This is a genomic window from Sulfitobacter geojensis (assembly GCF_000622325.1).
GTDB classification, from domain to species: domain Bacteria; phylum Pseudomonadota; class Alphaproteobacteria; order Rhodobacterales; family Rhodobacteraceae; genus Sulfitobacter; species Sulfitobacter geojensis.
This window is the reverse complement of the sequence record NZ_JASE01000005.1, coordinates 2,131,125-2,157,423: the sequence shown is the minus strand read 5'-3', so window position 1 is coordinate 2,157,423 and position 26,299 is coordinate 2,131,125. Positions and strand designations below refer to the sequence as shown.

General features: G+C 57.4%; 24 protein-coding genes. 6 read left to right on the top strand and 18 right to left on the bottom strand.

The genetic code is table 11. The annotated features are described in order from the left end of the window. Positions 1–8: 8 nt before the first annotated feature. The 5 genes from Z947_RS22470 to sciP form a co-directional block, all read right to left on the bottom strand. Positions 9–137 carry a hypothetical protein gene (locus tag Z947_RS22470; RefSeq protein ID WP_268777949.1) on the bottom strand — a complete coding sequence of 43 codons (129 nt, stop codon included), beginning with the start codon at positions 135–137 and terminating at the stop codon, positions 9–11. A 97-nt stretch (positions 138–234) separates the two neighbouring features. Next, entirely contained in the window at positions 235–2,325 is a 2,091-nt protein-coding gene (recG, locus tag Z947_RS0112465; RefSeq protein WP_025044631.1) for an ATP-dependent DNA helicase RecG, read from the bottom strand. After that, on the bottom strand, positions 2,322–4,442 hold the full coding sequence (gene ligA / locus Z947_RS0112460; RefSeq protein WP_025044630.1) for an NAD-dependent DNA ligase LigA: 2,121 nt from the start codon (positions 4,440–4,442) through the stop codon (positions 2,322–2,324). Before ligA ends, recG begins: the two co-directional genes overlap by 4 nt. An 88-nt stretch (positions 4,443–4,530) precedes the next feature. After that, positions 4,531–5,238: a response regulator transcription factor CtrA gene (ctrA, locus tag Z947_RS0112455; RefSeq protein WP_025044629.1), complete on the bottom strand. Its 708-nt coding sequence runs from the start codon at positions 5,236–5,238 to the stop codon at positions 4,531–4,533. A gap of 108 nt (positions 5,239–5,346) precedes the next feature. Continuing rightward, complete coding sequence (gene sciP, locus Z947_RS0112450; RefSeq protein ID WP_025044628.1) at positions 5,347–5,625, bottom strand: CtrA inhibitor SciP; 279 nt, start codon at positions 5,623–5,625, stop codon at positions 5,347–5,349. Positions 5,626–5,752: 127 nt separating this feature from the next. Here sciP and mnmA point away from each other — a divergent pair, with 127 nt between their 5' ends. Further along, entirely contained in the window at positions 5,753–6,895 is a 1,143-nt protein-coding gene (gene mnmA / locus Z947_RS0112445; RefSeq protein WP_025044627.1) for a tRNA 2-thiouridine(34) synthase MnmA, read from the top strand. Between the two features lie 143 nt (positions 6,896–7,038). Here mnmA and lpxB read toward each other — a convergent pair whose 3' ends face one another. The 13 genes from lpxB to pyrH all read right to left on the bottom strand — a co-directional run bounded on the left by lpxB (position 7,039) and on the right by pyrH (position 19,353). After that, positions 7,039–8,199, bottom strand: coding sequence for a lipid-A-disaccharide synthase (gene lpxB, locus Z947_RS0112440; RefSeq protein ID WP_025044626.1), 1,161 nt, complete (start codon positions 8,197–8,199; stop codon positions 7,039–7,041). Then, on the bottom strand, positions 8,196–8,996 hold the full coding sequence (locus Z947_RS0112435) for an LpxI family protein (RefSeq protein WP_025044625.1): 801 nt from the start codon (positions 8,994–8,996) through the stop codon (positions 8,196–8,198). The genes lpxB and Z947_RS0112435 overlap by 4 nt, the downstream gene beginning before the upstream one ends. Next, entirely contained in the window at positions 8,993–9,775 is a 783-nt protein-coding gene (gene lpxA, locus Z947_RS0112430) for an acyl-ACP--UDP-N-acetylglucosamine O-acyltransferase (protein ID WP_025044624.1), read from the bottom strand. The genes Z947_RS0112435 and lpxA overlap by 4 nt, the downstream gene beginning before the upstream one ends. Next, a complete protein-coding gene (gene fabZ, locus Z947_RS0112425) occupies positions 9,772–10,245 on the bottom strand; it encodes a 3-hydroxyacyl-ACP dehydratase FabZ (protein WP_025044623.1) in 474 nt (157 codons plus the stop codon). The genes lpxA and fabZ overlap by 4 nt, the downstream gene beginning before the upstream one ends. A gap of 70 nt (positions 10,246–10,315) precedes the next feature. Continuing rightward, the gene (locus tag Z947_RS0112420) at positions 10,316–10,876 is read right to left on the bottom strand and encodes an OmpH/Skp family outer membrane protein (protein WP_240477534.1); all 561 of its coding nucleotides are present in this window, start codon (positions 10,874–10,876) and stop codon (positions 10,316–10,318) included. Between the two features lie 24 nt (positions 10,877–10,900). Next, a complete protein-coding gene (gene bamA, locus Z947_RS0112415) occupies positions 10,901–13,258 on the bottom strand; it encodes an outer membrane protein assembly factor BamA (RefSeq protein ID WP_025044621.1) in 2,358 nt (785 codons plus the stop codon). Between the two features lie 142 nt (positions 13,259–13,400). After that, complete coding sequence (locus Z947_RS22465; RefSeq protein WP_268777948.1) at positions 13,401–13,526, bottom strand: hypothetical protein; 126 nt, start codon at positions 13,524–13,526, stop codon at positions 13,401–13,403. A 132-nt stretch (positions 13,527–13,658) separates the two neighbouring features. Continuing rightward, complete coding sequence (gene rseP / locus Z947_RS0112405) at positions 13,659–15,005, bottom strand: RIP metalloprotease RseP (protein WP_025044620.1); 1,347 nt, start codon at positions 15,003–15,005, stop codon at positions 13,659–13,661. Positions 15,006–15,009: 4 nt separating this feature from the next. Further along, a complete protein-coding gene (gene dxr, locus Z947_RS0112400; protein WP_025044619.1) occupies positions 15,010–16,182 on the bottom strand; it encodes a 1-deoxy-D-xylulose-5-phosphate reductoisomerase in 1,173 nt (390 codons plus the stop codon). 3 nt (positions 16,183–16,185) lie between these two features. Continuing rightward, complete coding sequence (locus Z947_RS0112395) at positions 16,186–16,980, bottom strand: phosphatidate cytidylyltransferase (protein WP_025044618.1); 795 nt, start codon at positions 16,978–16,980, stop codon at positions 16,186–16,188. 9 nt (positions 16,981–16,989) lie between these two features. Further along, positions 16,990–17,763 (bottom strand): polyprenyl diphosphate synthase, encoded by a 774-nt coding sequence (uppS, locus tag Z947_RS0112390; protein ID WP_025044617.1) that lies wholly within the window; start codon positions 17,761–17,763, stop codon positions 16,990–16,992. 84 nt (positions 17,764–17,847) lie between these two features. Then, positions 17,848–18,411, bottom strand: a complete 564-nt coding sequence (frr, locus tag Z947_RS0112385; RefSeq protein ID WP_025044616.1) for a ribosome recycling factor — start codon at positions 18,409–18,411, stop codon at positions 17,848–17,850. Positions 18,412–18,624: 213 nt separating this feature from the next. Further along, positions 18,625–19,353, bottom strand: a complete 729-nt coding sequence (gene pyrH, locus Z947_RS0112380; RefSeq protein WP_025044615.1) for a UMP kinase — start codon at positions 19,351–19,353, stop codon at positions 18,625–18,627. 97 nt (positions 19,354–19,450) lie between these two features. On the opposite strand from pyrH, the gene miaA reads away from it, so the two are divergent. The 5 genes from miaA (at position 19,451) to Z947_RS0112355 (ending at position 26,259) form a co-directional block, all read left to right on the top strand. After that, a complete protein-coding gene (miaA, locus tag Z947_RS0112375; protein WP_025044614.1) occupies positions 19,451–20,332 on the top strand; it encodes a tRNA (adenosine(37)-N6)-dimethylallyltransferase MiaA in 882 nt (293 codons plus the stop codon). A gap of 78 nt (positions 20,333–20,410) precedes the next feature. Beyond that, positions 20,411–21,202, top strand: a complete 792-nt coding sequence (locus Z947_RS0112370) for an AraC family transcriptional regulator (protein ID WP_025044613.1) — start codon at positions 20,411–20,413, stop codon at positions 21,200–21,202. Between the two features lie 315 nt (positions 21,203–21,517). Continuing rightward, on the top strand, positions 21,518–22,603 hold the full coding sequence (locus tag Z947_RS0112365; RefSeq protein WP_025044612.1) for an ABC transporter permease: 1,086 nt from the start codon (positions 21,518–21,520) through the stop codon (positions 22,601–22,603). Between the two features lie 14 nt (positions 22,604–22,617). Beyond that, positions 22,618–24,075, top strand: coding sequence for an ABC transporter permease (locus Z947_RS0112360; RefSeq protein ID WP_025044611.1), 1,458 nt, complete (start codon positions 22,618–22,620; stop codon positions 24,073–24,075). Between the two features lie 93 nt (positions 24,076–24,168). Next, the gene (locus tag Z947_RS0112355) at positions 24,169–26,259 is read left to right on the top strand and encodes a dipeptide ABC transporter ATP-binding protein (RefSeq protein ID WP_025044610.1); all 2,091 of its coding nucleotides are present in this window, start codon (positions 24,169–24,171) and stop codon (positions 26,257–26,259) included. The last annotated feature ends 40 nt before the right edge of the window (positions 26,260–26,299 follow it).

Sequence of the window (26,299 nt, the reverse complement as noted above, 5' to 3'; positions counted from 1 at the left end):
GGCAGAAATCAAACAAAAACAGGCAGGTAAAGACCACCAACGAGCATCACAACAAGTGCTGCGGCACCAACCGCATCCTGCACGATCGTATCTTGAGACCGTGCGGCGATGGATTTGAGCGTTTTTAGCGTTGTCATCAGAACCTCCGTCTTTGTTGCCCCTTTGTTCTCATTTCCTTAACGCCTTGTAAAGAACTTTTTGAGAACATTTGCGAACAAAGTGCTATATAGGAGGTCAACCTACTGAAATTAAACGGATCGCATCATCCTGACGCATCAGCCATAGAAGCATCCGCGCCGCTTTACCCCGTGGAGTTGTTAGTTTGGGATCATCGGACAGCAGTTTACGTGCGTCTGACTGCGCGATTGCCATCAACCCCGCCTGCCGCTCGAGATCCGCAACCTTGAAACGCGGCACGCCTGATTGGGCGGTACCGATCAAATCACCGGTGCCCCGCATTTTCAGGTCGGTCTCAGCGATGACAAACCCGTCTTCGGTTTCGCGTAACACTTCAAGGCGTTGCCGACCGGTTTCGCCAAGCGGGTTCTGGTACATCAACAAACACGTTGACGCGCCCTTGCCCCGCCCGACACGACCACGAAGCTGGTGCAACTGGGCCAAGCCAAAGGTTTCGGCCCGCTCGATCACAATGATGGTGGCATTGGGCACGTCCACACCAACTTCGATCACGGTCGTCGCGACCAGCACCTGTGTTTCACCTTGCTGGAACGCACGCATCGCGGCATCCTTGTCGCTGGCCGGCATCTGGCCATGTACCAAGCCGACAACGCCCTCGCCAAGCACTGCACGCAAGCGTTTGAACCGCTCTTCAGCTGCGATCAGATCACTGACTTCGCTCTCTTCCACCAAGGGACAGACCCAGTAACATTGCCGCCCTTCCGCAACAGCGGCGCTTAAACGCGCCACCACTTGATCGAGCTTTTCGGTACTGATGAGGGCTGTGGTAATGGGCTGGCGACCGGGCGGTTTTTCGTCAAGCACCGAAACATCCATATCGCCATATTGCGCCAGCGCCAGCGAGCGCGGGATCGGTGTGGCCGTCATCACCAGAACGTCAGCGCGGTCGCCCTTTTCGCCCAATTCCAGACGCTGGCGCACCCCGAACCTGTGCTGCTCATCCACGACCGCTAACCGCAAATCCGCAAAACTCACATCAGCCTGAAATACCGCGTGGGTTCCAACAAGTACCTGAATCTTTCCCCCCGCCAAAGCCGCAAGCTTCGCCTGTCTCTCTGCGCCCTTGTCACGCCCCGTCAGGATTTCAAGCACCACGCCGGCATCTTCAGCCAAAGGACGCAGCCCTTGCAAATGTTGACGCGCGAGGATTTCCGTAGGTGCCATCAACACCCCCTGCCCGCCGGCTTCGACTGCAGCCAGCAAGGCCATAAAGGCCACCAGCGTTTTGCCAGCGCCCACATCCCCTTGCAACAGCCGGTTCATCCGCTGGGGCTGTGCCATGTCTGCGGTAATTTCGGAAATGGCCCGTGTTTGCGCCCGCGTCGGCGCATAGGGCAATCCCGCCATCACCCGCGCTTGCAAACCTCCGTCGCCCTTGCTCACGCGCCCCTTTTTGCGTCGCTCGTTCTGACGCGCCAAGGCCAAGGTGATTTGATGTGCGAAAAGCTCATCATAGGCCAGACGCTCTCGCGCTGGTGCGGTCGCCGACAAATCCGCCATGTTCTTGGGATCATGCGCCGCCCGCACCGCAGCATCAAAATCGGGCCAGGACGATTGGCTTTTCTGTTCTAAATCAACCCATTCCGCCATTTCTGGAAGCCGTTCCAGCGCACCGCGTGTGGCTTTGTACATCAGCTTTTGCGTCACACCGTGGGTCAGCGGGTAGACCGGTTCGAACGTGGGTATGGTCTGCGCCTCATCCTCTCGCACAGCAAAATCGGGGTGGACCATCTGGGCGACACCATCAAACAGCTCGACCCTGCCGGACACGATCACGCGGCTGCCCTCTGGCAACTGGCGGGCCAGATAATCACCGCGGGCATGAAAATACACCAGTTGGAAATCCGTTTGCGCGTCCTGAACGTGAATGCGATACGCGCCCCCCTTATTGCGCGCAGGCCGATGGGTGCCAATGGTGACAGCCACCGTCAGCGTCGCCGGTAAAATCGCATCTTTGACACTGTCACGCAGAGCACGGTCAATTCCAGAATAAGGCAGTGTAAACAAGAGGTCACGCGGCGCGAGCACCCCAAGTTGCACAAAATTCTGCGCAGTCTTGGGGCCGATGCCATCAAGAGTCTCAAGTCCGGCAAATAGCGGGAAAAGGGGTTCGGGCCGCTGGCTCATAATGCAGCGATCAGGCGCAACCACGTGTCCTCGTCCATGGTTTGAATGCCGAGTTCTGCCGCCTTTTTCGCTTTGGACCCGGCACCGGGACCGGCGATAAGAATATCGGTCTTAGCACTGACAGAACCGGAAACCTTGGCACCCAACCGCTCAGCGCGTGCCTTGGCTTCGGCGCGGGTCATCTTTTCAAGCGTTCCGGTGAAGACCACTGTTTTTCCCGTGACGGGACTGCCCGATGTGTCGGCGCGTTTGACCGGTTGCACGTCAAGCTGCGCGATCAATCGGTCGATCGATTCCCGCTCGCGGGTTTGCGCGAATGTGCTGACCAGCGATCCAGCCATAACGCTGCCCACGCCATCAACGCCAATCAGATCCTCCCAAACCGGACCCTCTTGCGACGCGGCCTTATCCATCGCAGCCTCAAACGCAGACCAATCACCATAATGCAAAGCGATCAGGTTCGACGCAGCTTCGCCAAGATGCCTGATCCCCAATGCAAAAAGCACGCGGTTCAGGGGGATTTTTCTTTTATCCTCGATCGCCTGAAACAGATTGTTGGCCGATTTCTCGCCCCACCCTTCTCGGTTTTTAAGTTGCTGCATCCCCTCGCCAAAGCGTTCCCGAAGGGTGAAGATGTCCGCAGGTTCCGCGATCCATCCGTCGGTATAGAATTGCTCAACCTGCTTTGCCCCTAGACCTTCAATATCGAAACCGCCGCGGGCGACAAAGTGCTTTAGCTTTTCAACGGCCTGCGCTGGACAAATCAATCCGCCAAGACATCTGCGCACGGCATCACCTGTTTCTCGCAGAGCTTCTGAACCACATTCAGGGCAAACGGACGGAAAAACAAAGGGATGTGAGTCCGGCGGTCGTTTCGTCAGGTCCACATCCGCAACTTTGGGAATAACGTCACCGGCGCGATAAACCTGTACCCAATCGCCAACACGAATATCTTTACCTCCGCGGATTTCGCCGCCTTTGCTGTCCAACCCCTTGATGTAATCCTCGTTATGCAGGGTCGCGTTTGACACAACGACGCCGCCGACAGTCACCGGTTGTAGCCGGGCGACAGGTGACAATGCGCCGGTCCGCCCCACTTGAATGTCAATTGCGGTCAGCCATGTCCATGCAAGTTCGGCGGCAAATTTATGGGCAATCGCCCAACGCGGCGTGGTCGAGCGAAAGCCAAGACGGTCTTGCAAGCCAAGATCGTTCACCTTGTACACAACACCGTCGATGTCATAGCCGAGGGTCGCGCGCTGTCTTTCGATTTCATTGTAGTGTGTTACCAATTCGCTCGGGCCGGAACAGAGGGCCGTCAGCGGATTTGTTACAAAGCCAAGCGAACTCAATCTGTCGATGGCACCCTGCTGTGTCGCCGCCAGGGGCGCGGACAGTTCACCCCAAGCATATGCGAAAAACTTCAACGGGCGGGATTTGGTGATCTCGCTATCAAGCTGGCGCAAGGAACCGGCAGCCGCATTGCGCGGATTTGCAAACGGTTTTCCTCCGGCCGCCTCTTGACGTGCATTCAAAGCCTCGAAATCCGCGTGGCTCATGTATACTTCGCCCCGCACCTCAAGAATGGCAGGCGCACCCGACAGTGTTTGAGGAATATCCGCAATCGTTCGGGCATTCGCCGTGACGTTTTCCCCTACCGATCCATCGCCGCGCGTCGCCGCTTGCGTTAGCACCCCATCGACATAGCGCAGCGACAGGGACAACCCGTCAATCTTTGGTTCCGCTGTATACTCAATCCGTTCTTCGGCCTTGATCCCAAGGTACTTACGGATGCGACCATCAAATTCCTGAACGTCTTCGGCATCAAACGCATTTGACAGCGACAACATCGAAACCGCATGGGTAATCTTTGAAAACCCTTCGCCAACAGGGGCACCAACCTGCTCGGACGGGCTGTCAGCACGTTTAAGTGTGGGAAACCGCGCTTCAATCTCGGCATTACGCAGTTTCAGTTGGTCATATGTTCCATCATCAAGCTTTGGATCATCCGCAGTGTGATAGTCCTGATTGGCACGCAGCAGGATATCCGCCAGGCGCGCCAATTCCTCAGCCGCCTGATCCTGCGTCAACTCATCTACCGCAATCTGTGCTGTCATCGCCCCGCTTTGCCCTTCCTACTGGCATCTTTGCCAAACAGATAGGTCGGGAGGTGAAGCAGGTCTAGCGCGATTTCACCTTAGGGCGTCAGGCCGATGCGGCCATATCCATCTGTGCAGGTTCGGGATCACGCAAGACATAACCGCGCCCCCAAACCGTTTCGATATAATTTTCGCCACCCGTGACCGTGCTCAATTTCTTGCGCAGCTTACAGATAAACACATCAATAATCTTGAGTTCAGGTTCGTCCATACCGCCGTAAAGATGGTTCAGGAACATTTCCTTGGTCAGCGTCGTGCCCTTACGCAAGGACAGCAGTTCAAGCATCTGATATTCTTTACCTGTCAGATGCACGGTTTGATTGTCCACGGCCACTGTTTTTGCGTCCAGGTTCACCGCTATTTGACCGGTTTCGATCACCGATTGCGAATGCCCTTTTGAGCGGCGGATAATGGCATGGATCCGCGCCACCAGTTCTTCGCGATGAAAGGGTTTGGTCAGATAATCATCTGCTCCGAAACCGAAGCCCTTGATCTTGTTTTCAGTATCATCGGAACCGGACAGGATCAGGATCGGTGTCTCGATCCGGCTCATCCGCAATTGGCGCAGGACCTCGTGACCGTTCATGTCTGGCAGATCGAGGTCCAGAAGGATCAGGTCATAATCATATAGCTTGGCCAGATCGATCCCCTCTTCACCCAGATCCGTTGCATAGACGTTCAGGTTGGCATGGGTCAGCATCAATTCGATGCTACGTGATGTGGTGGGATCGTCTTCGACAAGCAGTACACGCATTCAAGTTCTCCGTTTGGACGTATTCGCCGTTGGATTGGGCCCTTTGGTAGAAACTGAACAAAAAAGGTTAACCACCCGTTACCGATGAGTGGAAAATACATAATCAACCTAAAGTTGTCTATACTTTTGTAACGATGTCGCCTTCAATGCAGCCTCGCCATGTTCTGTGACGGCGCGCACCCATTCCAGAAACTCCTCTTCGCTGATCTGATAGCGATCCAGCGCTTCTGCCTGACTGAGCAAGCCATAAACCACCCCGCGTACCACCGCCGCCTTGCGCGACGCGACCCATCGGCGGGTATTGGCACTTGGCAAATCCGCCTGGCTCATCACACTGCCGTCTGCCAGCGTCACCGACCGCGGACCATCGACTTTTTTAAGGTACATCAGGACTATCCATTCATTCGCAACAGATGGACAATGGCCGCAACGCCCTTAACGCTGCATGAAGTCCCCCCCTTGTGAGTAGTTAGGATTTTCCTATATTCCACCCTAACACCTTCCGGAGAACACCATGCCGCTTGATCAGAACCCGCCGCTGAATTCTTTGGGCTTTGCCAAAGCCCCTGCCGATACCCGTGTCGTGGTCGCCATGTCGGGCGGTGTCGACAGCTCTGTTGTGGCCGCGATGCTCGCCGAAGAAGGCTATGATGTGGTCGGTGTCACATTGCAGCTCTATGATCACGGGGCCGCACTGGCGAAAAAAGGGGCCTGTTGCGCAGGCATCGACATTCACGATGCCCGCCGCGTGGCCGAGGACATGGGTTTTCCGCATTACGTGCTGGATTATGAAAACGTGTTTCAAGACGCGGTCATCGACGAATTCGCCGACAGCTATCTGGGCGGGGCCACCCCTGTGCCCTGCATCCGCTGCAATGAACGTGTGAAATTCAAGGACCTTCTGGAAACCGCTAAGGACCTCGAGGCGGACTGTATGGCTACCGGTCACTACATCCAGCGCAAAATGGGTGCAGACGGGGCCGAACTGCACAGCGCGGCGGACGCAAGCCGTGACCAAAGCTACTTCCTGTTCTCCACCACGCCCGAACAGCTGGATTATCTGCGTTTTCCTTTGGGCCATTTGCCGTCCAAGGATGATACCCGCGCATTGGCCGCGAAATACGGGCTTAGCGTGGCGATGAAACCCGACAGTCAGGACATCTGCTTTGTCCCCAACGGCGATTACGCCTCCGTGATCCTGAAATTACGCCCCGAAGCGGCGGATCCCGGCAATATCGTGGATACAGAGGGCACCGTTCTTGCCCGCCACGAAGGCATCATCAACTACACCGTCGGCCAACGGCGCGGCCTCGGCATCGGCGGGCTCGCTGATCCGCTTTATGTGGTGAAACTGGATGCAGACCGCAAAGAAGTGGTCGTCGGTCCGAAATCCATGTTGGCGACCCGTACCATCCCTGTGCGCGAAATCAACTGGCTGGGCGCGGCACCTCTGATGTCACGCACCGAATGGCCCATCGCGGTCAAGGTTCGCTCGACGCGCCCGCCGACCGACGCCATCCTGCGCCCGCTCAGCGATACCACAGCCGAGGTTGAACTGCTAACCCCCGAACAAGGGGTCTCCCCGGGTCAGGCCTGCGTCTTTTACGATCCCGACAGCTCGCGGATCTTTGGCGGTGGATGGATCCACGCCGGCTAAACCTCGGGGCTATGTTTTCGCGTTAGGCCCTGCGACAAACCGCTGTCCCTGCGTGCCCATTCCCTTCTCTTTTTGGCCTTAAATGCTGCGGGAGTTTGAGGGCAGAGCCCTCATCCAAAATAATCATGTCGCGCCTCGGCGCGTCAATTCCGCGTTATGCCATCAAGCACCGCCTTCGCGGCGCGCAACCCCGGTGCCTCCCCCCCTTGCCCCAAACGCTGCATGGCCAAAGCCATTGCCGCCTCCTGCGCCTCAGGCGTTTCCAGTACCTTTACCACCGCTTGCGCAATCGGGCCGGGCCGACAGTTCGCACCGATATACTCAGGTACAGCTCGCGTTTCGGACACCAGATTGACCAGCGTCACCGTATCCACCTTGACCATCCGGCCGATGACCTGCCGGCTGACCCAGTTCATGTCATAGGCGATTACCATTGGCGTCTCGCTTGCCGCCAACTCCAGCGAAACCGTCCCCGAGGCCGCCAAGGCCACATCCGCCGCGCGAAACGCGGCGCGTTTTTCTGCCAGCGGATCCGCCACATCGCTATCAAGCGGGTTCAAAACCACTGGTGGCACGCTCCAGTTCTGCACCAAACGCCTGACAGCGCCCACAACAGGCGCCGCTGCGGGGATAACCACCCTTAGCTCCGGTTTATCACGCACAAGACGTTCCACCACCTGCTGGAACACCGGCCCCAGACGCGCGACCTCGCTTTGACGCGATCCCGGCAGCACGAGAAGAAGCGGCGCTTCACCGAGGCTGTGACGCGCGCGAAACGCCAGCGCCTCGGCCTGCGTCGCCACAGGCTCCGCGACAACCGGATGGCCGACAAAGTCACAGCGCATGCCGGCAGCTTCCATATAGGGCGGCTCAAACGGCAAAAGCGCCAGCACCTGATCAATGAACCGCGCCATCTTTTCCGCGCGACCGGGGCGCCAGGCCCAAACCGTTGGAGCCACGTAATGTACACATCTGACGTTGCTTTTCGCCTTCACCTGCCGGGCAACGCGCAGCGAAAAATCGGGGCTGTCAATGGTGATCAAAACATCGGGCTGCATCTCGACCACTGCGGCAGCGGTCTGGTTGATCCGGGCTTTCAACGCGCGATACTTCGGCAATATCTCGGCCAGCCCCATGACGCTCAACTCTGACATATCAAAGCGGCTTTCCAGCCCCTCATCTGCCATCATCGGGCCGCCGATCCCCTCAAAGGTAACATCCGGGTTCAGCGCCTTCAGGCCCGCCATCAAAGCCCCGCCCAGCTTGTCCCCCGAAGGTTCGCCGGCAAGGATAAAGACTCTCACTCCGCCCCCCCGCGGCGCGCCCAAAGCACCAGACCGTATTTATCAGCCAGCTCCGTACACCGCGCGGCGTCAAGAATGATCACATCGCCTTCATCCACCACAACACCTGCCAGGCCCGCCTTATGCGCGGCCTCAATCGTGGCTGGTCCGATTGTGGGCAGGTCAATCTCTCTGATCTGGCCGATCTTCGGCCCCTTGCACAAGATTGCCCGCATGCCCGCAGTTTTTGCCGGCAAGGTCGCCAAAAGGTGGTCAGTGCCTCCCATGGTTTCAACGCCCAGCACCTGCTCTGCGCCGATCACACAGGCCTGCCCGATATCCAAGGGGGCAAGCCCCGCCAGCACGGTTTCGCCACGTGCTGCGTCGCGGCGCATCTGCGCGTCGGGCCATGCCTCTGACAACATGCCCTGTTCGGCGACCAGATCAGGTAACAGCGTATCGGCACCCACCACCGCGAAACCGGTTTGCTCGAATATCTGTTTCAGCACTTGCAGCGCACCGTTGTCGCCCGCCGCCAGTGCTTTTTGAAACAGCGGAACAAGCGGCATCGTTTCACTGTCCAACCGAGCGGGATCAAGATCTGGCCGATCAATTGCGCCGCAGAAACATACCCGCGTCACGCCGCGTTCGCCAAGGGCAACCAAGAGCGTGCCCAGCGTTTCAAGCCGGAACGTCAGATCGACCGCCAAAGCATCCGGTGCCATGCCCTCATAGGCGCAGACCAGCGGCGGGATATCCTGTGCCCCTGCCACCTCAGCAGGCAAACGCCCGCGCCCTGTGATCAACGCCAGCGTCATTTCGGCGTCAGGAAATGGCGGCCGGTGTCTGCCGTGACAAATTCGACGATCTCGCGCACATAATCGCTTTCGGTTTCCTCGCCCATCCGCAAGGCGCGGTCGTGAAACGTACCCTCGCCCTGTGCCAGCATCTGGAACGCCGCCCGCAACGCTGTGATGTCGCTGCGCGCGACACCGCGCCGTTTCAATCCGACAAGGTTCAGCCCGTCCAGATCGCCGCGCGGTCCTTGCACCAGCCCATAAGGGATCACATCATTGGTGACCATGGTCACCGCGCCAATGATCGCGCCCTTGCCGATGCGCACGAATTGGTGGATTCCAGACAGTCCGCCAATGATAACGTCGTCTTCGATGATGCAATGCCCCGCCACAGCGACCGAGTTCACCACGATCACGCGATCCCCAAGAATGGCGTCATGCGCAATGTGACAGCCTGCCATAAACAGGCAGTCATCGCCGACCTGCGTCACGCCGCCCCCGCCTTCGGTCCCACAATTCATGGTAACGTGTTCGCGGATGCGATTGCGCTTGCCAATCACCAACCGGCTGGCTTCGCCCTTGAATTTCAAATCCTGCGGAATCTCGCCGATCACGGCGAAAGAGAATATGACCGTGCCTTCCCCCACTTCGGTATGGCCGGTCACAACCACATGGCTTTTCAGTTCGACACCGGCATGTAGCACCACATCGGCACCGACCACACAAAACGGGCCAACCTTGGCAGAGGCGTCAATTTGCGCGCCCGCTTCAATGACCGCCGAAGCGTGGATATTGCTCATTTCGGCAGATCCAGCATCGCCATGAACTCGGCTTCTGCGGCCATTTCGCCCTCTACGGTGGCCACGCCCGAGAATTTCCAGATCTTGCCCCCCGGTTTGCCGCGCACCGTCTTAAGGTCCATGCGCAAAACGTCACCCGGCACGACTTTGCGGCGGAATTTACAGTTGTCGATGGACATGAAGTAAATCAACATTTCCTTGTCCATCTGCTCAAGTGCAACCCCGACCATCACACCGGCCGTCTGCGCCATGGCTTCGACAATCGTCACCCCGGGCATAATCGGCGTGCCGGGGAAATGCCCCTGAAAATGCGGCTCGTTCATGGTAACATTCTTATAGCCAACCGAGGATTGCGTGCCGTTGATCTCTTCGACCTTGTCAACCAGAAGGAACGGATAGCGGTGCGGCAGGATGCGTTGGATCATCTGGATGTCAGCGCGCAAAAGGGTGTCGCTTGTGGTCTCGCTCATGTCATGTCCTTTGGTGTCGTGAGGCATTTTCTAGAGCTATCAACTTCGCCCCAGTCGGGCAAGCAGTGGCTCACTGCGCACCGCTGCCCAATGTTTCATTCAGCAACGATATGGCATCATCGGTGATCTCGATCGCCGAAGCGCTGACAAACACCGCGCGCAGATCAAGGATCACCGCCGCATCTGCGCTGCGCATCAAACGTTCCAATACCGGCGCTGCGGCGCGTTCAAAAACTTCGCGTTCCTGATCAAGCAGCGCGTTCAGCGCACGCCCCTTGGTGGCCTGAACCTGTCGGGTCTGTTGAACCTTCTCGTCGAATTCATTGGCGAGGGTACGGAATTCTTCCGGCGACATGGTCGCTCGCACTGTTGTCAGGCGTTTCTCTTCGGCTTCAAGATCCGCTTCGATCTTGCGGTTTTCAGTGGCCAGAACAGCGCCCTTCGCTTCGACCTCGGCGACAACGCGCTTGCCGAAATCACTGTCCAGAAACAGACGGTCGGAATCGATTGTCAGCACCGCACTGACGATACTGCCCCGATCCAGCCCAGTGTCACCGCCGGCCCGTTGGGCCTGCACCGCCTGCCCTGACACGATCTGCGCCGGCCCGATCAGAGCCAGCGCAAAAGCCACACTTCGCGCAAAGCGCCGCATCCTTTAGAACTGGGTGCGCAGCGTGATCTCGAAAGATTGCTCTTCGTCAAAATCTTCGCTTTGAAGCGCTTTGGAGAAGTTGAACTGCAACGGCCCGACCGGCGTGGTCCAGAAAAGGGACACACCGACAACGTGGCGGAAGGATCCGGCCTCGCCCTGGATATTGCCGCCGTTCAGGTTCACATCATCCAGATCCCATAGGTTGGCAACGTCATAAAACACGCCGCCTGAAATGCCGTATTCTTCCGGCAGACCCAGCGGGAATTCCGCCTCAAAGCGGGCCGCGACATAAAGGTTACCACCCAACGGGTCATTCGACGTGCCGCTCGTGTCACGCGGACCAATACCGCCCGGTTCAAAGCCGCGAATGATGGACGGGCCCAACAGGAAACGGTCAACCACACGGTTGGTGCCATCCTGCCACGCCAACGCGCCCCCTTCGAGGGTCGCGCGCAGCGTCACGTCTTCGTTAAAGACGCGCTTTTCACCGGTAACCTTGGCAACCGTTTTGATGTATTTGCTGTCGCCGCCCAGACCGGCAAAGTCCTGACTGAACTGGAACAGCACGCCTGACGTCGGATCCAGCCCGCTGCGCCGGGTGTCATAGGTATATTCGTACCCGATGGAGGATGAAATCTGCGGGTCCGCCGCAATATCACCGGCAATGGTCAGACCGTTTTCAATCGGATCACGTTCCAACAGATCAATCTGCTCTGCCGTGTAACGCAGCGACAAGCGGCCGTTTTCACTGACCGGGAAGGTCAAGGACGGCTGGATGATCAACCGTTCAGTGTCATAGCTGGCATAGCTGGAATTGGTTTCCGCATAATCAATGTTCAGGCCAAAGGCCAGATCACGCCCCAGAAGCGCAGGTTCGACAAAGTTGATGCCGTAGCGTGTCGCGTCTTCGGCGGTGGAGATGGAAAGCGACAGTTTCTGCCCCCGTCCAAGGAAGTTTTCCTCGGCGAAGCTGACCGCGACACCGATGCCGTCATTGTTCGAAAACGAGCCACCAAAGTTCAACGCGCCCGTTGGCTTTTCCACCACATCCACGTCGACAACGACTTGCTCGCCGCTTGATCCCTCGCGGGCGTTCACTTCCGCCGTTTCAAAATAGTTCAACGCGCGGATGCGCTCGGCCGCCTGACGGATTTCGCGCGGATTGAACGGATCCCCTTCGACACTGTCGAACTGGCGGCGGATGACACGGTCCAGCGTTGTTGTGTTACCTTCGATGTCAATCCGCTCGACAAAAACACGCTGTCCGCGGCTGATGACATAGGACACATCAAGCGTCAGATCACGATCATTACGGGTGACCTGCGGTTCAACCCGCATGAAATCAACCCCATCGCGGATCGCCTGCCGTTCCAAGCGGGCGATGTCGGCTTCGACCAAGGTCGGCGAATAGATGACACCGGGGCGGATTTTAACAATCTTACGGTAGGCTTCGGCGTCGACACCGGGCATTTCCGATACCACCGAGACCTCACCGAACTTGAACTGCTGCCCTTCGGTGATGTTGTAAGAGACAAAGAAACCGTCGCGTTCCTCGGTCAATTCGCCGTTCACCGCGGAGGTGCGCATGTCGACATAACCGCGCGAGAGGTAAAAATCGCGCAACAATTGCTTGTCCACGTCGACCTGCCCCTCGCGGAAGGTGTCACGCTTGACCAGACGGCGGAAAAAACCGGCCTGTTTGGTACCAAGGACACGGCGCAGACGGCGGTCGGAGTATTTGCGGTTGCCGACAAAGCTCAACCGTTCGATTTCGACGTTATCCCCTTCGAAAATCTCAAACACCAGATCGACGCGGTTCTGGTCGCGTCGGATGATGCGCGGCTGAACGCGGGCCGCGATCCGCCCTTCGGAATTATAGGCTTCGGCAATGGCAGCGGCATCCGCTTCGGCTTGCGAGGGATTGAACACCCGCCGCTCCGTGGATCCGATCAATTGCTCAAGCGCTTCATCCTTGATCCGCTTGTTGCCCTCAAAGCGCACGCGGTTCAATGTCGGCAGCTCGACAACGGAAATCACCAGCGTGCCGCCGCGTGGCTCGATCTCTACGCTTTCGAACAGGCCCGAGTTCTGTAATTTCTGATAGGCGTCATTCAGCTGACCGCCGGAGATCGTCTGCCCGCGACTGATTCCTGCACTGCGCAGGATGGCCGCGTCGCCGATCCGGTCGTTGCCATTAATCTGGACTGAATTGAACTGGTATTGCTGGGCCTGCGCCGGCACCGATGATGCAACCCAAGCCACTGATAACAATGCGCAAACCGAAGCACTGCGTGCCAGCTTGCCAAGTGTCGATGTTTTTACCTGATAGAAAGGCACTGCGCCCCACGTGCTCAGTCTCATGGTTTCAACCCAATCTTTAGACTTCATTAGGCTTCTGACTACGTCAGGATGGCCGGTTTGTCAAAACCCGCAAAGCCGAAAAGGCACTACATCAAGCAGTGCCAATCAAAGCCGAAACATCATGCAGTGGGTCGTGGAAAGCCTAAAGCGTTCCCAGAAAGGCACCTGCTGCCAAGGCAACACAGATCGTGCCAACATAGAGCACACGATCCCAGTTGAGATCCATCAAAAGGCTAAGGCCGCGATAAGAGCTTTGAATGGTTTGCATGGCGAAAATCCTTTAAGTTGGATTTTTCCTAGCAAAGGATTTGGGCACGATTTTGACGAAATGTGGCGAAACTGTGGCCAATTGAAATAAATAGAAATCAATTGGCCACAGCAAATAGTTTTGGCCCTGCCCTTACGGACAGAAAAGATCATTCCCGAGGGCAAAGACCATCAGCGACAGCACCATCGTCAGGCCGATCGTCATCAGGACTCTCAGTGCCTTGTCGCTGGGCGGCTTGCCGGTCACGGCCTCGTAGGCGAAAAACACCAGATGTCCGCCATCCAGCGCGGGGATCGGGAACAGGTTCAACAGGCCCACCGCCGTGCTGAGCACCGCAATGAAGTAGATGAACGATTGTGCTCCCTGACTGGCCATCGCCCCCGAGGTCTGGGCAATGCCAACCGGCCCGCTCAGATTACAGGTGCTTATGTTGCCGACGATCATTTCGCGCAGACCGGACAGGGATCCCGTGATGATGCGCCATGTGTTCTGCACGCCGCCGGACAAGGCTTCGCCGACGCCTGGTGTGTCTGTGGCCGCTTCAAACGCCATGCCGCCGGCAATGCCGATGCGCAACGCCCGCTGGAATGATCCGTCCGCTTGCGGTTCGTCCACCACCTTTGGTGTCAGTGTGACGTCCAGCGTGTCACCATCGCGCCAAACCTTCAGGGCAAGCGGCGCACCATCCGAACTTTCTACGGCATCTTTTAACTGGCTGAAGGCGCTGACCGGTGCATCGTCAATACCGGTGATCACATCGCCCGATTGCAACCCGGCGGCAATGGCCGCTGACTGCGGCATCACCTGCAAGACCACGGGCGGCAACAAATATGGCCCGTCCACAGATATGTCGCGGCCGTCGCGGCGCACATCGTATGTCAAGGTCGGCGTTTTAGGCAAAGCATCGACAAAGTTGCTATATGCGGGGTCTTCTTTCGGGATTGCGCCGCCCTCTACGGCGACGATCTCGTCCCCTACCTGCAATTCCCCTGCGCCCTGTGGCAAAGCGCGGATGTCCCCGACTGTCAGTGGATCCCGTGCAACACCCGTGCTGAAAGCAACTGCGAAAAAGATCAGGATCGACATCGCAAAGTTGAACACCGGACCTGCGGCAACCGTCAGCGTGCGTGCCCACAAGGGGGCACCGTGCATCGTGTGACGGGCCGCTTTGGGATCGTCGGCCACTGCTGCCATCGCCGCATCATCCTTACCGGACGCCGCATTGGCATCGCCCGCGAACTTGACATAACCGCCAAACGGCAACGCAGCGATCTGCCAGATCGTGCCATGTTTGTCCGTGCCCGACCATAGCACCGGACCAAAGCCCAGCGAAAACACATCTGCCTTGATCCCGCACCAACGGCCCACGATATAGTGGCCGTATTCGTGGATGGCGACAATCACAGACAAGGCAACCACAAACGCCAACAACGTCCAGATCAACCCGCCAAATTGCGGTATCAGCCCAACAATATCCAATTCTCTACCCTGCTCTTTTGTGAATGGCGTCCCATGCCGCCTTGCGTGCGAGATGGTCTATTTGCAGCACGTTATCAAGGGTCATGGTGGCATCAATATGGCCGCTCGACGCATCGAAGGCGGTTAAGGTATCCTCGACCACTTCGGCCATTTGCACAAAATTGATCTGTCCCGCGATGAACCCGTCCAGCGCGGCTTCCTTGGCTGCGTTGAACACCGCGCCCATCATGCCCCCCGCGCGCATGGTGTCACGCGCAAGGCGCAGCGCCGGCCAGCGGGTCTCGTCCGGTTTGTGAAACTCGAAGGTGCCGATCGCCGCAAGATCAAGGCGTTCCACCGGCAGTTTGCGCCGCTGCGGATGATGGAGCGCAAACCCGATGGCGTGGCGCATATCGGGCGGGCCCACATGAGCCATTAGCGCACCATCGTTGAACCCAACCAACGCGTGAACCATAGATTGAGGGTGCACAAGAACTTCGATTTGGTCCGGTGGAAACGAAAAATATTCATGCGTTTCAATCACTTCCATCGCCTTATTAAACATCGACGCGGAATCGATGGTAATCCGCTGACCCATGGCCCAGTTCGGATGTTGCGAGGCTTGTTCCAGCGTCGCCTCTGCCAGCTTTTCAATCGGCCAGTCGCGAAACGCACCCCCACTTGCCGTGATGATGATCCGTTCAACCGCACCAATATCTTCGCCGATCATCGCCTGAAAAATGGCTGAATGCTCCGAGTCGACAGGCATGATATGTGCACCATGATCGCGCGCGGTGTTCAGCACCAACGCGCCAGCGCAAACCAGCGATTCCTTGTTGGCCAGCGCCAGATTGGTGCCTTGTTGCAGCGCCGCAAGGCCAGGTGCCAGCCCCGCAGCACCGACAATCGCGGACATGACCCAATCGGCCGGACGGCTCGCGGCTTCGGTGATCGCCGCAGCGCCCGCCGCGGCCTTTACATTCGACCCGCGCAGGGCATCGCGCAGATCACCCAGCAGGTGATCATGTGCAGTGACCGCGATTTCAGCGTCCAGCGCAATGGCATCCTTGGCCAATCTTGCAATATTGCCAGCACCGGTCAGCGCAACCACATCATACGCACCGGGGTCGCGCAAAATCAGATCAATCGTATTCTGCCCGATCGAGCCTGTGGCCCCTAAAATACTGACACGCCGCATAGATCAGTTCAGGCCCGCGGGAAAACCGACAAACGGGCTAAGCACCAGCAGGAACAGCGCGGCCCCCAACATCCCGTCAAACCGGTCCATCAGACCACCATGACCCGGGATCAGGGTTGAGCTGTCCTTCACCCCCATTTTGCGTTTCAGCGCAGACTCCGCGATATCACCCATCTGCGACGCAAGCGCGATGAGCATGGAAACAATCACCAGCTGGAACCCCACGCCGGTGTTGATTGAAAATACCAGACCAACAAGGGCCGCGCCAATCCAGCCCGCCACCGTGCCAGACCATGTCTTTTTGGGGCTGATCGCCGGCCAGAATTTCGGCCCCCCGAACATACGCCCCGCAAAATATCCTGCGATATCCGTAACAACCACAACCAGCACCAGCCAGATTTCCCAGCCGAAACCGTAAAAGTCGCGCAAATGCATCAAGGACATTCCCGCCAAAAGGATCATTCCTGCAAAGGCCGCGAATAACCGCCGGTTGATGCGAAACTGGCTGATACCAAATGCGACAAAAGCCATGAAAATCAGTAAAGCCAGCCAAACAGGCAAATAGGGCGCAATGAATACCGCCGCCCCTGCCAGCACACCCAGCTGCAGCTGAAGATGCAAAACGCCGGGGCGGATCATGCCGACAAGTTCCCAAACCATCAATCCGCAGATCACGCCGACGAGCAGGTGAAACAAATGCCCCCCGAATGCGATGCCGACCAATCCGATCACAACCATGGCGATTCCCGCCCCGACGCGGGCTTTCAGATCAGTCCAGTTTTTCACAGATTTATCCATTCTTGCCGCTCATGTCTTAACCGCGCCAAAGCGGCGGTCGCGTCCGCCATATGACGCACAGAGTGCGCCGAATTCTTCGCGACTGAAATCAGGCCACAGCGTGTCGATGAATTCATACTCCGCATAAGCCGATTGCCAGAGCAGAAAGTTCGATATCCGCGCCTCGCCGCTCGTGCGGATCACAAGGTCCGGGTCCGGTAAAACACAAGTATCCAAATACCTTGGCAGCGTTTCTTCATCCACATCAGCAGGGTCAAGCCGCCCCTCAGCCACGTCTTGGGCCAGACGTTGTGTGGCGCGGGCGACCTCGTCGCGCCCGCCGTAGTTGATGGCGATGGTCAGGTTGACCTTTTCATTCCCTGCCGTTGCGTCTTCCAGCTCATTCATCAGCCGGATCAGCTTGTCATCCAGCCGCAGCCGGTCGCCGATGAACCGCACACGCACCCCTTGTTCACTCAGATGACGGGTCTCTTTGGTGATATAGCGGCGAAACAGGCTCATCAGGCCGGCAACTTCGACCTGCGTGCGCTTCCAGTTCTCTGTCGAGAACGCAAACACTGTCAGATACTTGACGCCGAAATCGGGACAAGCCTGCACGATCTCACGCACCCGTTTCGCACCGGCGTGATGCCCGAACAGACGCGGACGCCCGCGCTGGGTGGCCCAGCGACCGTTGCCATCCATAATAATCGCCACGTGGCGCGGGCAGCCGTCAACCGTTTCGGGCGAAGTATACGCGGTAGGTTCGGTATCCGTCGAAGGGTCGGAGGCAGAGTGCGCCATTGGCGGTTGTTCCTTTGTGTCCATCCGGGGCTCCGCCCATTAACCAAGCAAAACCTTCCGCTGGACGGTTTTCAAGATGCTGGCTTAGACCTGCATGATCTCGGCTTGTTTGGTCTCAAGCTGTTCATCTACCATCTTGGTAAATTTATTGGTCATTTCTTGCATCTCGGCTTCCCAGATTTTCTGGTCATCCTCGGACATTCCGTCGGCCTTGGCTTTCTTGATCTGGTCCATGCCATCACGCCGGATGTTGCGCATGGAAACGCGCGCATTTTCAGCATAGGTGCCGGCGACTTTCGTCAGCTGCGTGCGGCGTTCTTCGTTCAACTCGGGGATCGGCAGCATGATGATCGTGCCGTTCAGCTGCGGGTTGATGCCCAGACCGCTTTCGCGAATGGCTTTTTCAACCTTACCAACCAGACCCTTGTCCCACACATTGATTGTCACCATCCGTGGTTCTGGAACGTTCACGGTCCCGACCTGATTGATCGGCGTCATCGTGCCGTAGGCGTCTACCATTACCGGCTCAAGCATCGAGGCCGACGCCCGCCCTGTGCGCAATGACGCAAATTCTGTTCTGAGTGACGCGATGGCCCCGTTCATCCGGCGCTCAAGGTCGTCGGTATCCAGCATAAAATCTTCTGACATGTATATTGCCCGTCTTGTTGGTTCGCCCTGTTGCTTTCTAGCCCCCACAGCCGCGTTCCACAACTGTCGATAGGTTTGGCGCCTTGCGTTACGCCAAACCCGATCCGCAGATGCTGTGGCACATGGACCGCGGGCATATTCCAGAACGGCAAAAGTGCGCAGATTAAAGGAGAAGTCGCCCTGCAGTGCAAGGACGACCGATGCGCTATATGTTTAGCCCTGAACCCGTGTATACGTCCCCTCGCCCGCAAGGATGCCGCGGAAACCGCCCGGTTCGTCCAGGGAAAATACGATAATCGGCAGGTTGTTGTCCCGCGCCAGCGCAATGGCCGAGGCATCCATGACCCCCAGACGCTTTTGCAACACATCGTCATAGCTGACCGTGTCATAGCGTTTGGCGTCATCGAATTTCGCCGGATCCTTGTCGTAGACACCGTCGACTTTGGTGCCTTTGAAAATCGCGCTGCACGACATTTCGTTGGCACGCAGGGTCGCGGCGGTATCCGTGGTGAAATAGGGGTTGCCGGTGCCGGCAGCAAAAATGCAAACGCGCTTTTTCTCAAGATGGCGCACAGCGCGGCGGCGGATATAGGGTTCTGCGACTTCGTTCATGGTGATCGCGGAAATCACGCGGGTGTGGATGCCCAGCCCTTCCAACGATGACTGCATGGCCAAGGCGTTCATCACGGTGGCGAGCATGCCCATATAGTCGGCTGTCGTCCGCTCCATCCCTTGCGCACTGCCTTGCAAGCCGCGAAAGATATTGCCGCCGCCGATAACCATACAGATTTCAACACCTAGCTCATGTACGCTTTGCACTTCGCGTGCGATGCGTTCAACCGTCGGCGGATGCAGGCCAAAGCCCTGATCTCCCATCAGCGCCTCCCCTGAGATTTTTAGCATCACACGGTCAAAGCTCGCTTCGGAGGGGGCTGCGGTCATGGGGCGGGCGCCTTTCGGGAAGGGGTGTTTCAATTTCGGGCAAACTGTCTCAAATAGGAGGCAGATTCAATGCGCACTGACAGGGGTTGGATAAGAAATGCAAGTACCCGCCGATCTTTCTAACCCATTACGCGATATTTCACCAGAAAAACACGTCTTGATTGCAGGGCCAACGGCCAGCGGCAAATCGGCATTGGCTTTGGAAATCGCCGCCGCCCAAGGCGGGGTAATCGTGAATGCCGACGCGTCGCAGGTCTATGATTGTTGGCGCATCATCACGGCCCGCCCCAGTCCGGCGGAAGAAGCCCAAGCGCCCCATCTGCTATATGGTCATATTGGCGCACACGACACATATTCTACGGGGCATTGGCTGCGCGAAGTGACGGCACTTCTCGGATCGGGCCAGCGCTTGATCATCACGGGCGGTACGGGTCTGTATTTCGCCGCTTTGACACAAGGCCTGGCCGAAATTCCGCAAACGCCATCAGAAATCCGCGCCAAAGGCGACGACATGCCCTTGTCTGCATTGCTGGCTGCGCTGGACGGGGAAACACTGGCGCGGATCGACACGCAAAACCGTGCAAGGGCGCAACGCGCATGGGAAGTGCAGACCGCCACCGGCAAAGGTCTGGCTTCGTGGCAGGATGCGACTGGCCCTGCGGCCCTGCCCTTGGCAGCCTGTCACCCCATCGTTTTTGATGTGGACAAGGATTGGTTGAACGCACGGATCGCCAAACGGTTTGACATGATGATCGACCAAGGAGCGCTGGCCGAGGCGGAGGCCGTGCGTCCTCACTATGCGCCGAACCTGCCCGCCCATCGCGCCATCGGTGTACCCGAATTGATGGCCTATCTTGACGGGCAGATCACGCTGGAAGAGGCCAAAGAGCAAGCGGTCATCGCCACCCGTCGTTTTGCCAAAAGGCAACGCACATGGATGCGCAACAAAATGGCGGACTGGCAAAAACTATCACCCTGATCGCTTGCCTTTTATCAACCCAAATCGTCACAAATTTGCAGTTTACCCCATCGCAAATTGTGGTTATGCAATATTTTCATGATAACCACTTCTTCAGACATCCAGTTTCAGACCCTTGCGCATTTCAGTCAGGGCGGCGATTGGCGCAGGCAGTTGGTGCATGATCAAGACGCGCATGTGCTGGTCTGGATCACGCGCGGACAAGGGCGCGGATTGCTGGACGGCATCCGGCGTGGCATTGGCGCGCATAACGCCCTGTTCGTGCCTGCCGGATCAACGTTTGCGTTGGATCTTGGACGCCAAAGCATCGGGCATGTAGTGATGTTACCCGCGGATTGCGATCTGCGTTTGCCCGAGATGCCCCGTCATCTGCGCATCCGCGAAGTGCAGGTGCAATCGGAACTAACAAGCCTGATTGAAGCGGGGCTACGCGAAGATCAAGGCACGCGGCCTCTACGCAATGATGCGCTTGAAGGACATGCCGCGCTGATTTCGGTCTGGTTGCGCCGCCAGACGATGGAGGAGGCCCATGCCCCCGCCCGCCGGACAGCAGCGCAGCGGTTGAGCGCGCGGTTCTGCGCGTTGCTCGCGCAGCGCTTTCGTACCGGCGCGCCGATGTCGGATTATGCCGCCGCCCTTGACGTAACGCCAACCCACCTGACCCGCGCAGTCAAGGCGGCGACAGGTAAAACCGCCGCAGATTTGCTCACCGAACGTGTAGTGCATGAAGCGCGCATGCTGTTGGCGCAAACACCTTACCCCGCGCGACAGATTGCAGGCTCCCTCGGTTTCGGCTCAGCTGCCTATTTTACCCGCTTTATTCAACAACATACCGGACTTCCCCCGAGCAAGCTGCGCAACCACTCTTGACCCGACGATCGCAATGGGCACAGCAAAAAGTGTCGTTTTTAACATCCCAAGATGTCGCAAAAAACCTTTGAACGGGCGGTGGTGGACATTGACCTTCCCCGCAAACCTGTGCCTCATGCCCACAGGGGATCGAAGATGCTGCGCATACTGGCCGGACCAAACGGCACGGCGGCGTCTGGAAATTGGGGGAACGTCCAAAACCGGCTTTGATCCTGCCGCTAGGGTCTTTCGACCTTTGCAAACAATAATAGGCCGACCGGCCAAACAATAATACGGACGGGGACAACCCTGTCTGGCCACCAACAGGGGCACCACATGGGAATATTCATCTTGCGCAGGCTGGGCGTGATGTTGCTGACGGCGCTCTGCCTGACGTTCATCGTGTTCTGGCTGACCAATCTATATCCGAACCTCGAAAAACTCGCGAAGACCCAAGGCAACTTTCGGATGTCCGACGAGGCGGTAACCTCATATCTCGGCGACCGTGGGTATCTACAGCCCCTGCCCGTCAAATTCGGCCAGTGGCTGGGCGTGATGCCCGGTTGGGTAACTGAAAAAGAGGATGGCAAGACATTCGGCCGCTGTTTTGACGCGGAAACACCCGAAGCCGAACGCGCCACACGATGCGGTGTAATTCAGGGGGATTGGGGGTTCTCGACCGTCTTTAAAGAAGAGGTCGGATCGACAGTCGCAACAAGACTGGCACTGACGGGCAAATTGATGCTGTGTGTTTTGTTGCTGATGGTGCCCTCGGCACTGATCGTCGGCGTGTTGGCCGGGATGCGCGAGGGATCAAAGCTGGACCGGTCGCTATCGACCTTTTCGATCGCGACGACAGCCACGCCTGAATATGTATCCGGTGTGATTTTCATTGCGTTGCTGGCCTCCTCCAAATTCGGCCTTTCGCCGATACTGGCAGACTGGGGCTGGATCGACGGCAAAACCCTGTTTCTCGGCTCAGCCACATCGGCCATGAAGGACGCGACCTTCTGGAATTTCTTTCTACCGGTGTTGACGATCTCGCTTTACGGCATGGGGTATATCGCGCGCATGACCCGCGCCTCTATGGCCGAGGTCATGACAGCGCAATACATCCGTACGGCGCGCCTTAAGGGGGTCAAGTTTTCAGATATTGTTCTGAAACACGCGCTGCGCAATGCGCTGATCGCCCCATTTACGGTAATCATGTTGCAAATTCCGTGGTTGCTGAACGGCGTGGTCATTGTCGAAACCCTGTTTAACTACAAAGGTTTCGGATGGCTGTTGGTACAGGCAGCAGGCAACAACGATATCGAACTGCTGCTGGCGGTTTCGGTTGTTTCGGTCGCGGTCGTTCTGGTGACACAGCTGATTTCCGATATCGGCTATGTTTACCTTAACCCGCGCATTCGTATCTCTTAAAGGAGGGCACAGACATGGAACCTTTGACATGGACGGGCTCCCTTTCAGGGCTCAACTTCATTTTCTACGGCGTGGTCGGATTACTGATCCTGTCTATCGCAATTTCAACACTTGGCAGTCTGGTGCCTACCTCGGGCAGCCGCGCAGTCAGTGCGGATGGCAGTCTGGCCGCCGATAAAGGCGCATCCGGGTTCATCAATATGATCACCGGTTACCTGTTCCTGGCCACTGTTGCACTGGTACTGGTTTATCTGGTCGGGGGCGTGATCATGGGCACAGGAGCCGGCATTTTTGGCGGGATGTCGCGTCAGTTTTTGCCGGTCTGGATCGCGCTGATCGTCACATTTGTGGTTTCCATCACCTACAAACGCAAGCTTGGCCTTTATGGCAAGCTGTTTGACAGCACTGTCGGGATGATCGGGTTCGGCATCGTCATGTTCTGGGTGTTCACCGGCATTATGGGCGGTCTGTTTGATATGTTGATCACCCATGACAGCCTAAGTCAGGTGTCTGGCATGAAAAACAAATTGCCCGGCACACCGCTGCGCGGCGCCGAAGAAGGCGATTACCAGTGGTTCTTGCTGGGTGGTGACAATCTGGCACGCGATGTGTTCAGCCGCTTGATCAAAGGGTCATGGGTGGTCGTTCAGATTGCGCCAATGGCCACGATCTTTGCCTTTATGGTCGGGATCACGCTGGGGCTACCCGCGGGCTATTACGGCGGCAAACTGGACACGGTCCTGTCCTTTCTCGCCAACCTGATCCTCGCCTTTCCGGTTATCTTGTTGTTCTATCTGCTGGTCACGCCGGAAATCGTGCTGACAGGCATCCCCAACTATATGGCGATATTCCTGTTTGTCTTTCCCCTGATCTTTGTGGCGATCCTGCTGAATTCGCGGTTTTACACGCAACCCTCGTTCCGCACGCCCTTGTTGATCGTCGTGCTGGGCATTTTGGGCTGGCTCTATCTGTCGCTGATCTCAACTGATGGCTATGCGGTGCCGGATAAAATCTGGGGTCTGCCTGCGTTTCTCGACGGGTTTGACATCGACGACGGTGTTCTAGTGGTGTTCGTCGCGGTGGTCTTTGTGAACTCGCCTACGGTGTTTCGCATTGTGCGCGGCCTCGCGCTGGACATCAAAACGCGCGACTATGTTGCTGCGGCGCAAACCCGTGGTGAGGGACCGTGGTACATCATGTTGTGGGAAATCCTGCCCAACGCCCGTGGCCCGCTGATCGTCGATTTCTGTTTGCGCATCGGCTACACCACAATCCTTTTGGGGACGCTCGGTTTCTTCGGATTGGGACTGGAAAGTGAAAGCCCGGACTGGGGCAGCACGATCAACGCAGGACGGCGTTTGCTGGCCTTGTACCCCCATGCGGCAATCGCGCCGGCCCTGTCCTTGTTGAGCCTCGTTTTGGGTCTGAACCTGCTGGCGGACGGTCTTCGCGAGGAGTCACTGCGCGACTGATGTCGGAACAGTTCGGGGCCCCGCCCCGGACCCCGAAATTTATAGGCAAGATGAACCGCACCCAGTTGCGACCTTGCCGAAAGGGAGTAGACGATGGTTAAAGAAGCATATGACGGACCGATCCTTGAGATCGACAAACTGTCCATTTCATTTTTCACACGGTTGCGCGAAATCCCCGCGGTGATGGATTTCTCGGCCTCGGTGATGCCGGGCGAAGCCTTGGGGTTGGTAGGTGAATCGGGCTGCGGCAAATCAACGGTTGCGCTGGGCGTGATGCAGGATCTGGGCAAGAACGGGCGCATCGTGGGCGGCTCGATCAAGTTCAAGGGACGCGATCTGGGCGAGATGTCGGATGACGAATTGCGCGATATTCGTGGCTCTGAAATTGCGATGATCTATCAGGAACCCATGGCATCGCTGAACCCTGCCATGAAGATCGGCAAGCAGTTGATGGAAGTGCCGATGATCCATGCCGGCATGTCCGAAAAGGACGCTTATGACCGCGCCCTGATGGTGGTGACGGATGTGAAACTGCCGGACCCCAAGCGCATTCTGAACTCCTTTCCACACCAGCTTTCGGGCGGGCAACAACAGCGCATTGTGATTGCCATGGCATTGATGTCAGAGCCGTCGCTGTTGATTTTGGACGAGCCGACAACGGCACTGGATGTGACCGTGGAAGCGGCCGTGGTCGAGCTGGTCAAAGACCTTGGCAAGAAATACGGCACCTCGATGCTGTTTATTTCGCATAACCTTGGGCTGGTCTTGGAAACCTGCGACCGGATTTGTGTGATGTATTCGGGTGAAGCGGTGGAGCGCGGGTCGATCGAAGATGTGTTTGACGAGATGCAGCATCCTTATACACAGGCCCTATTCCGGTCGATCCCGCTGCCCGGTGCCGACAAGAACGCGCGCCCGTTGATCGCCATTCCCGGTAATTTCCCCCTGCCCCACGAACGTCCGCCGGGTTGTAACTTTGGCCCGCGGTGTGACTATTTCGAAGCGGGACGTTGCGATCAGGCGGCCATTCCGATGGAATCGATCAAGGGCAACGACCGTCATCACACGCGCTGTTTGAAGTTTGACGAAATTGACTGGAATGCACCGCCGGAACTGGCCGAGGTCAAAACCAAGGGCGCGGTTGGTGACGTTGTTCTCAAGATCGACAAGCTGAAAAAATACTACGAGGTTGCGGCGAACGCGATGTTCGGCGGGGGCAGCACCAAAGTGGTCAAGGCCAACGAAGAGTTGAGTTTTGAAGCACGCGAAAGCGAAACATTGGCGATTGTGGGGGAATCCGGCTGCGGTAAATCCACCTTTGCCAAAGTTTTGATGGGGCTCGAAACCGCGACCGAGGGGCAGGTATTGCTCGATGGTCAGGACATCGGCGATGTTGCAATCGAGGATCGCAGCACCCAGAACGTCGCCGATGTGCAGATGGTTTTTCAAAACCCCTTTGACACATTGAACCCGTCGATGACGGTGGGGCGCCAGATTGTGCGCGCGCTTGAAATCTTCAAAATCGGCAAAAATGAAAAAGAACGCTGGCAGCGCATGCTGGAACTTTTGGATCTGGTGAAACTGCCGCGTGAATTTGCCAATCGCATGCCGCGCCAGCTGTCCGGCGGGCAGAAACAGCGTGTCGGCATTGCCCGCGCCTTTGCCGGTGATGCCCGTATTGTGGTGGCGGATGAACCGGTTTCCGCGTTGGATGTGTCAGTGCAGGCCGCGGTGACCGATCTGTTGATGGAAATCCAACGCGAACAGAAAACCACGCTGTTGTTCATTTCGCATGACCTGTCGATCGTGCGCTACCTCAGTGACCGCGTGATGGTGATGTATCTGGGGCATGTGGTCGAATTGGGAACAACGGATCAGGTCTTCAGCCCGCCCTATCACCCCTACACCGAAGCGCTGCTATCAGCCGTGCCGATTGCCGACACCAGCGTCAAGAAAAAGCACATCGTGCTGGAAGGCGACATACCGTCAGCGATGAACCCGCCGACCGGTTGCCCGTTCCAGACCCGTTGCCGGTGGAAATCGGAAGTCCCCGGCGGCCTGTGCGAAAAAGAAGTGCCCCCCATCCGCATGATTGCCGAGGGGCATCAGGTGAAATGCCACCTCTCGGAGGACAAGCTCGCCGAGATGGAGCCGGTGATCGAAGTTGCCGTCGCAGCAGAATAAAAAACGCGGCCCCCATCAGGGGACCGCGTATCATCGTTAA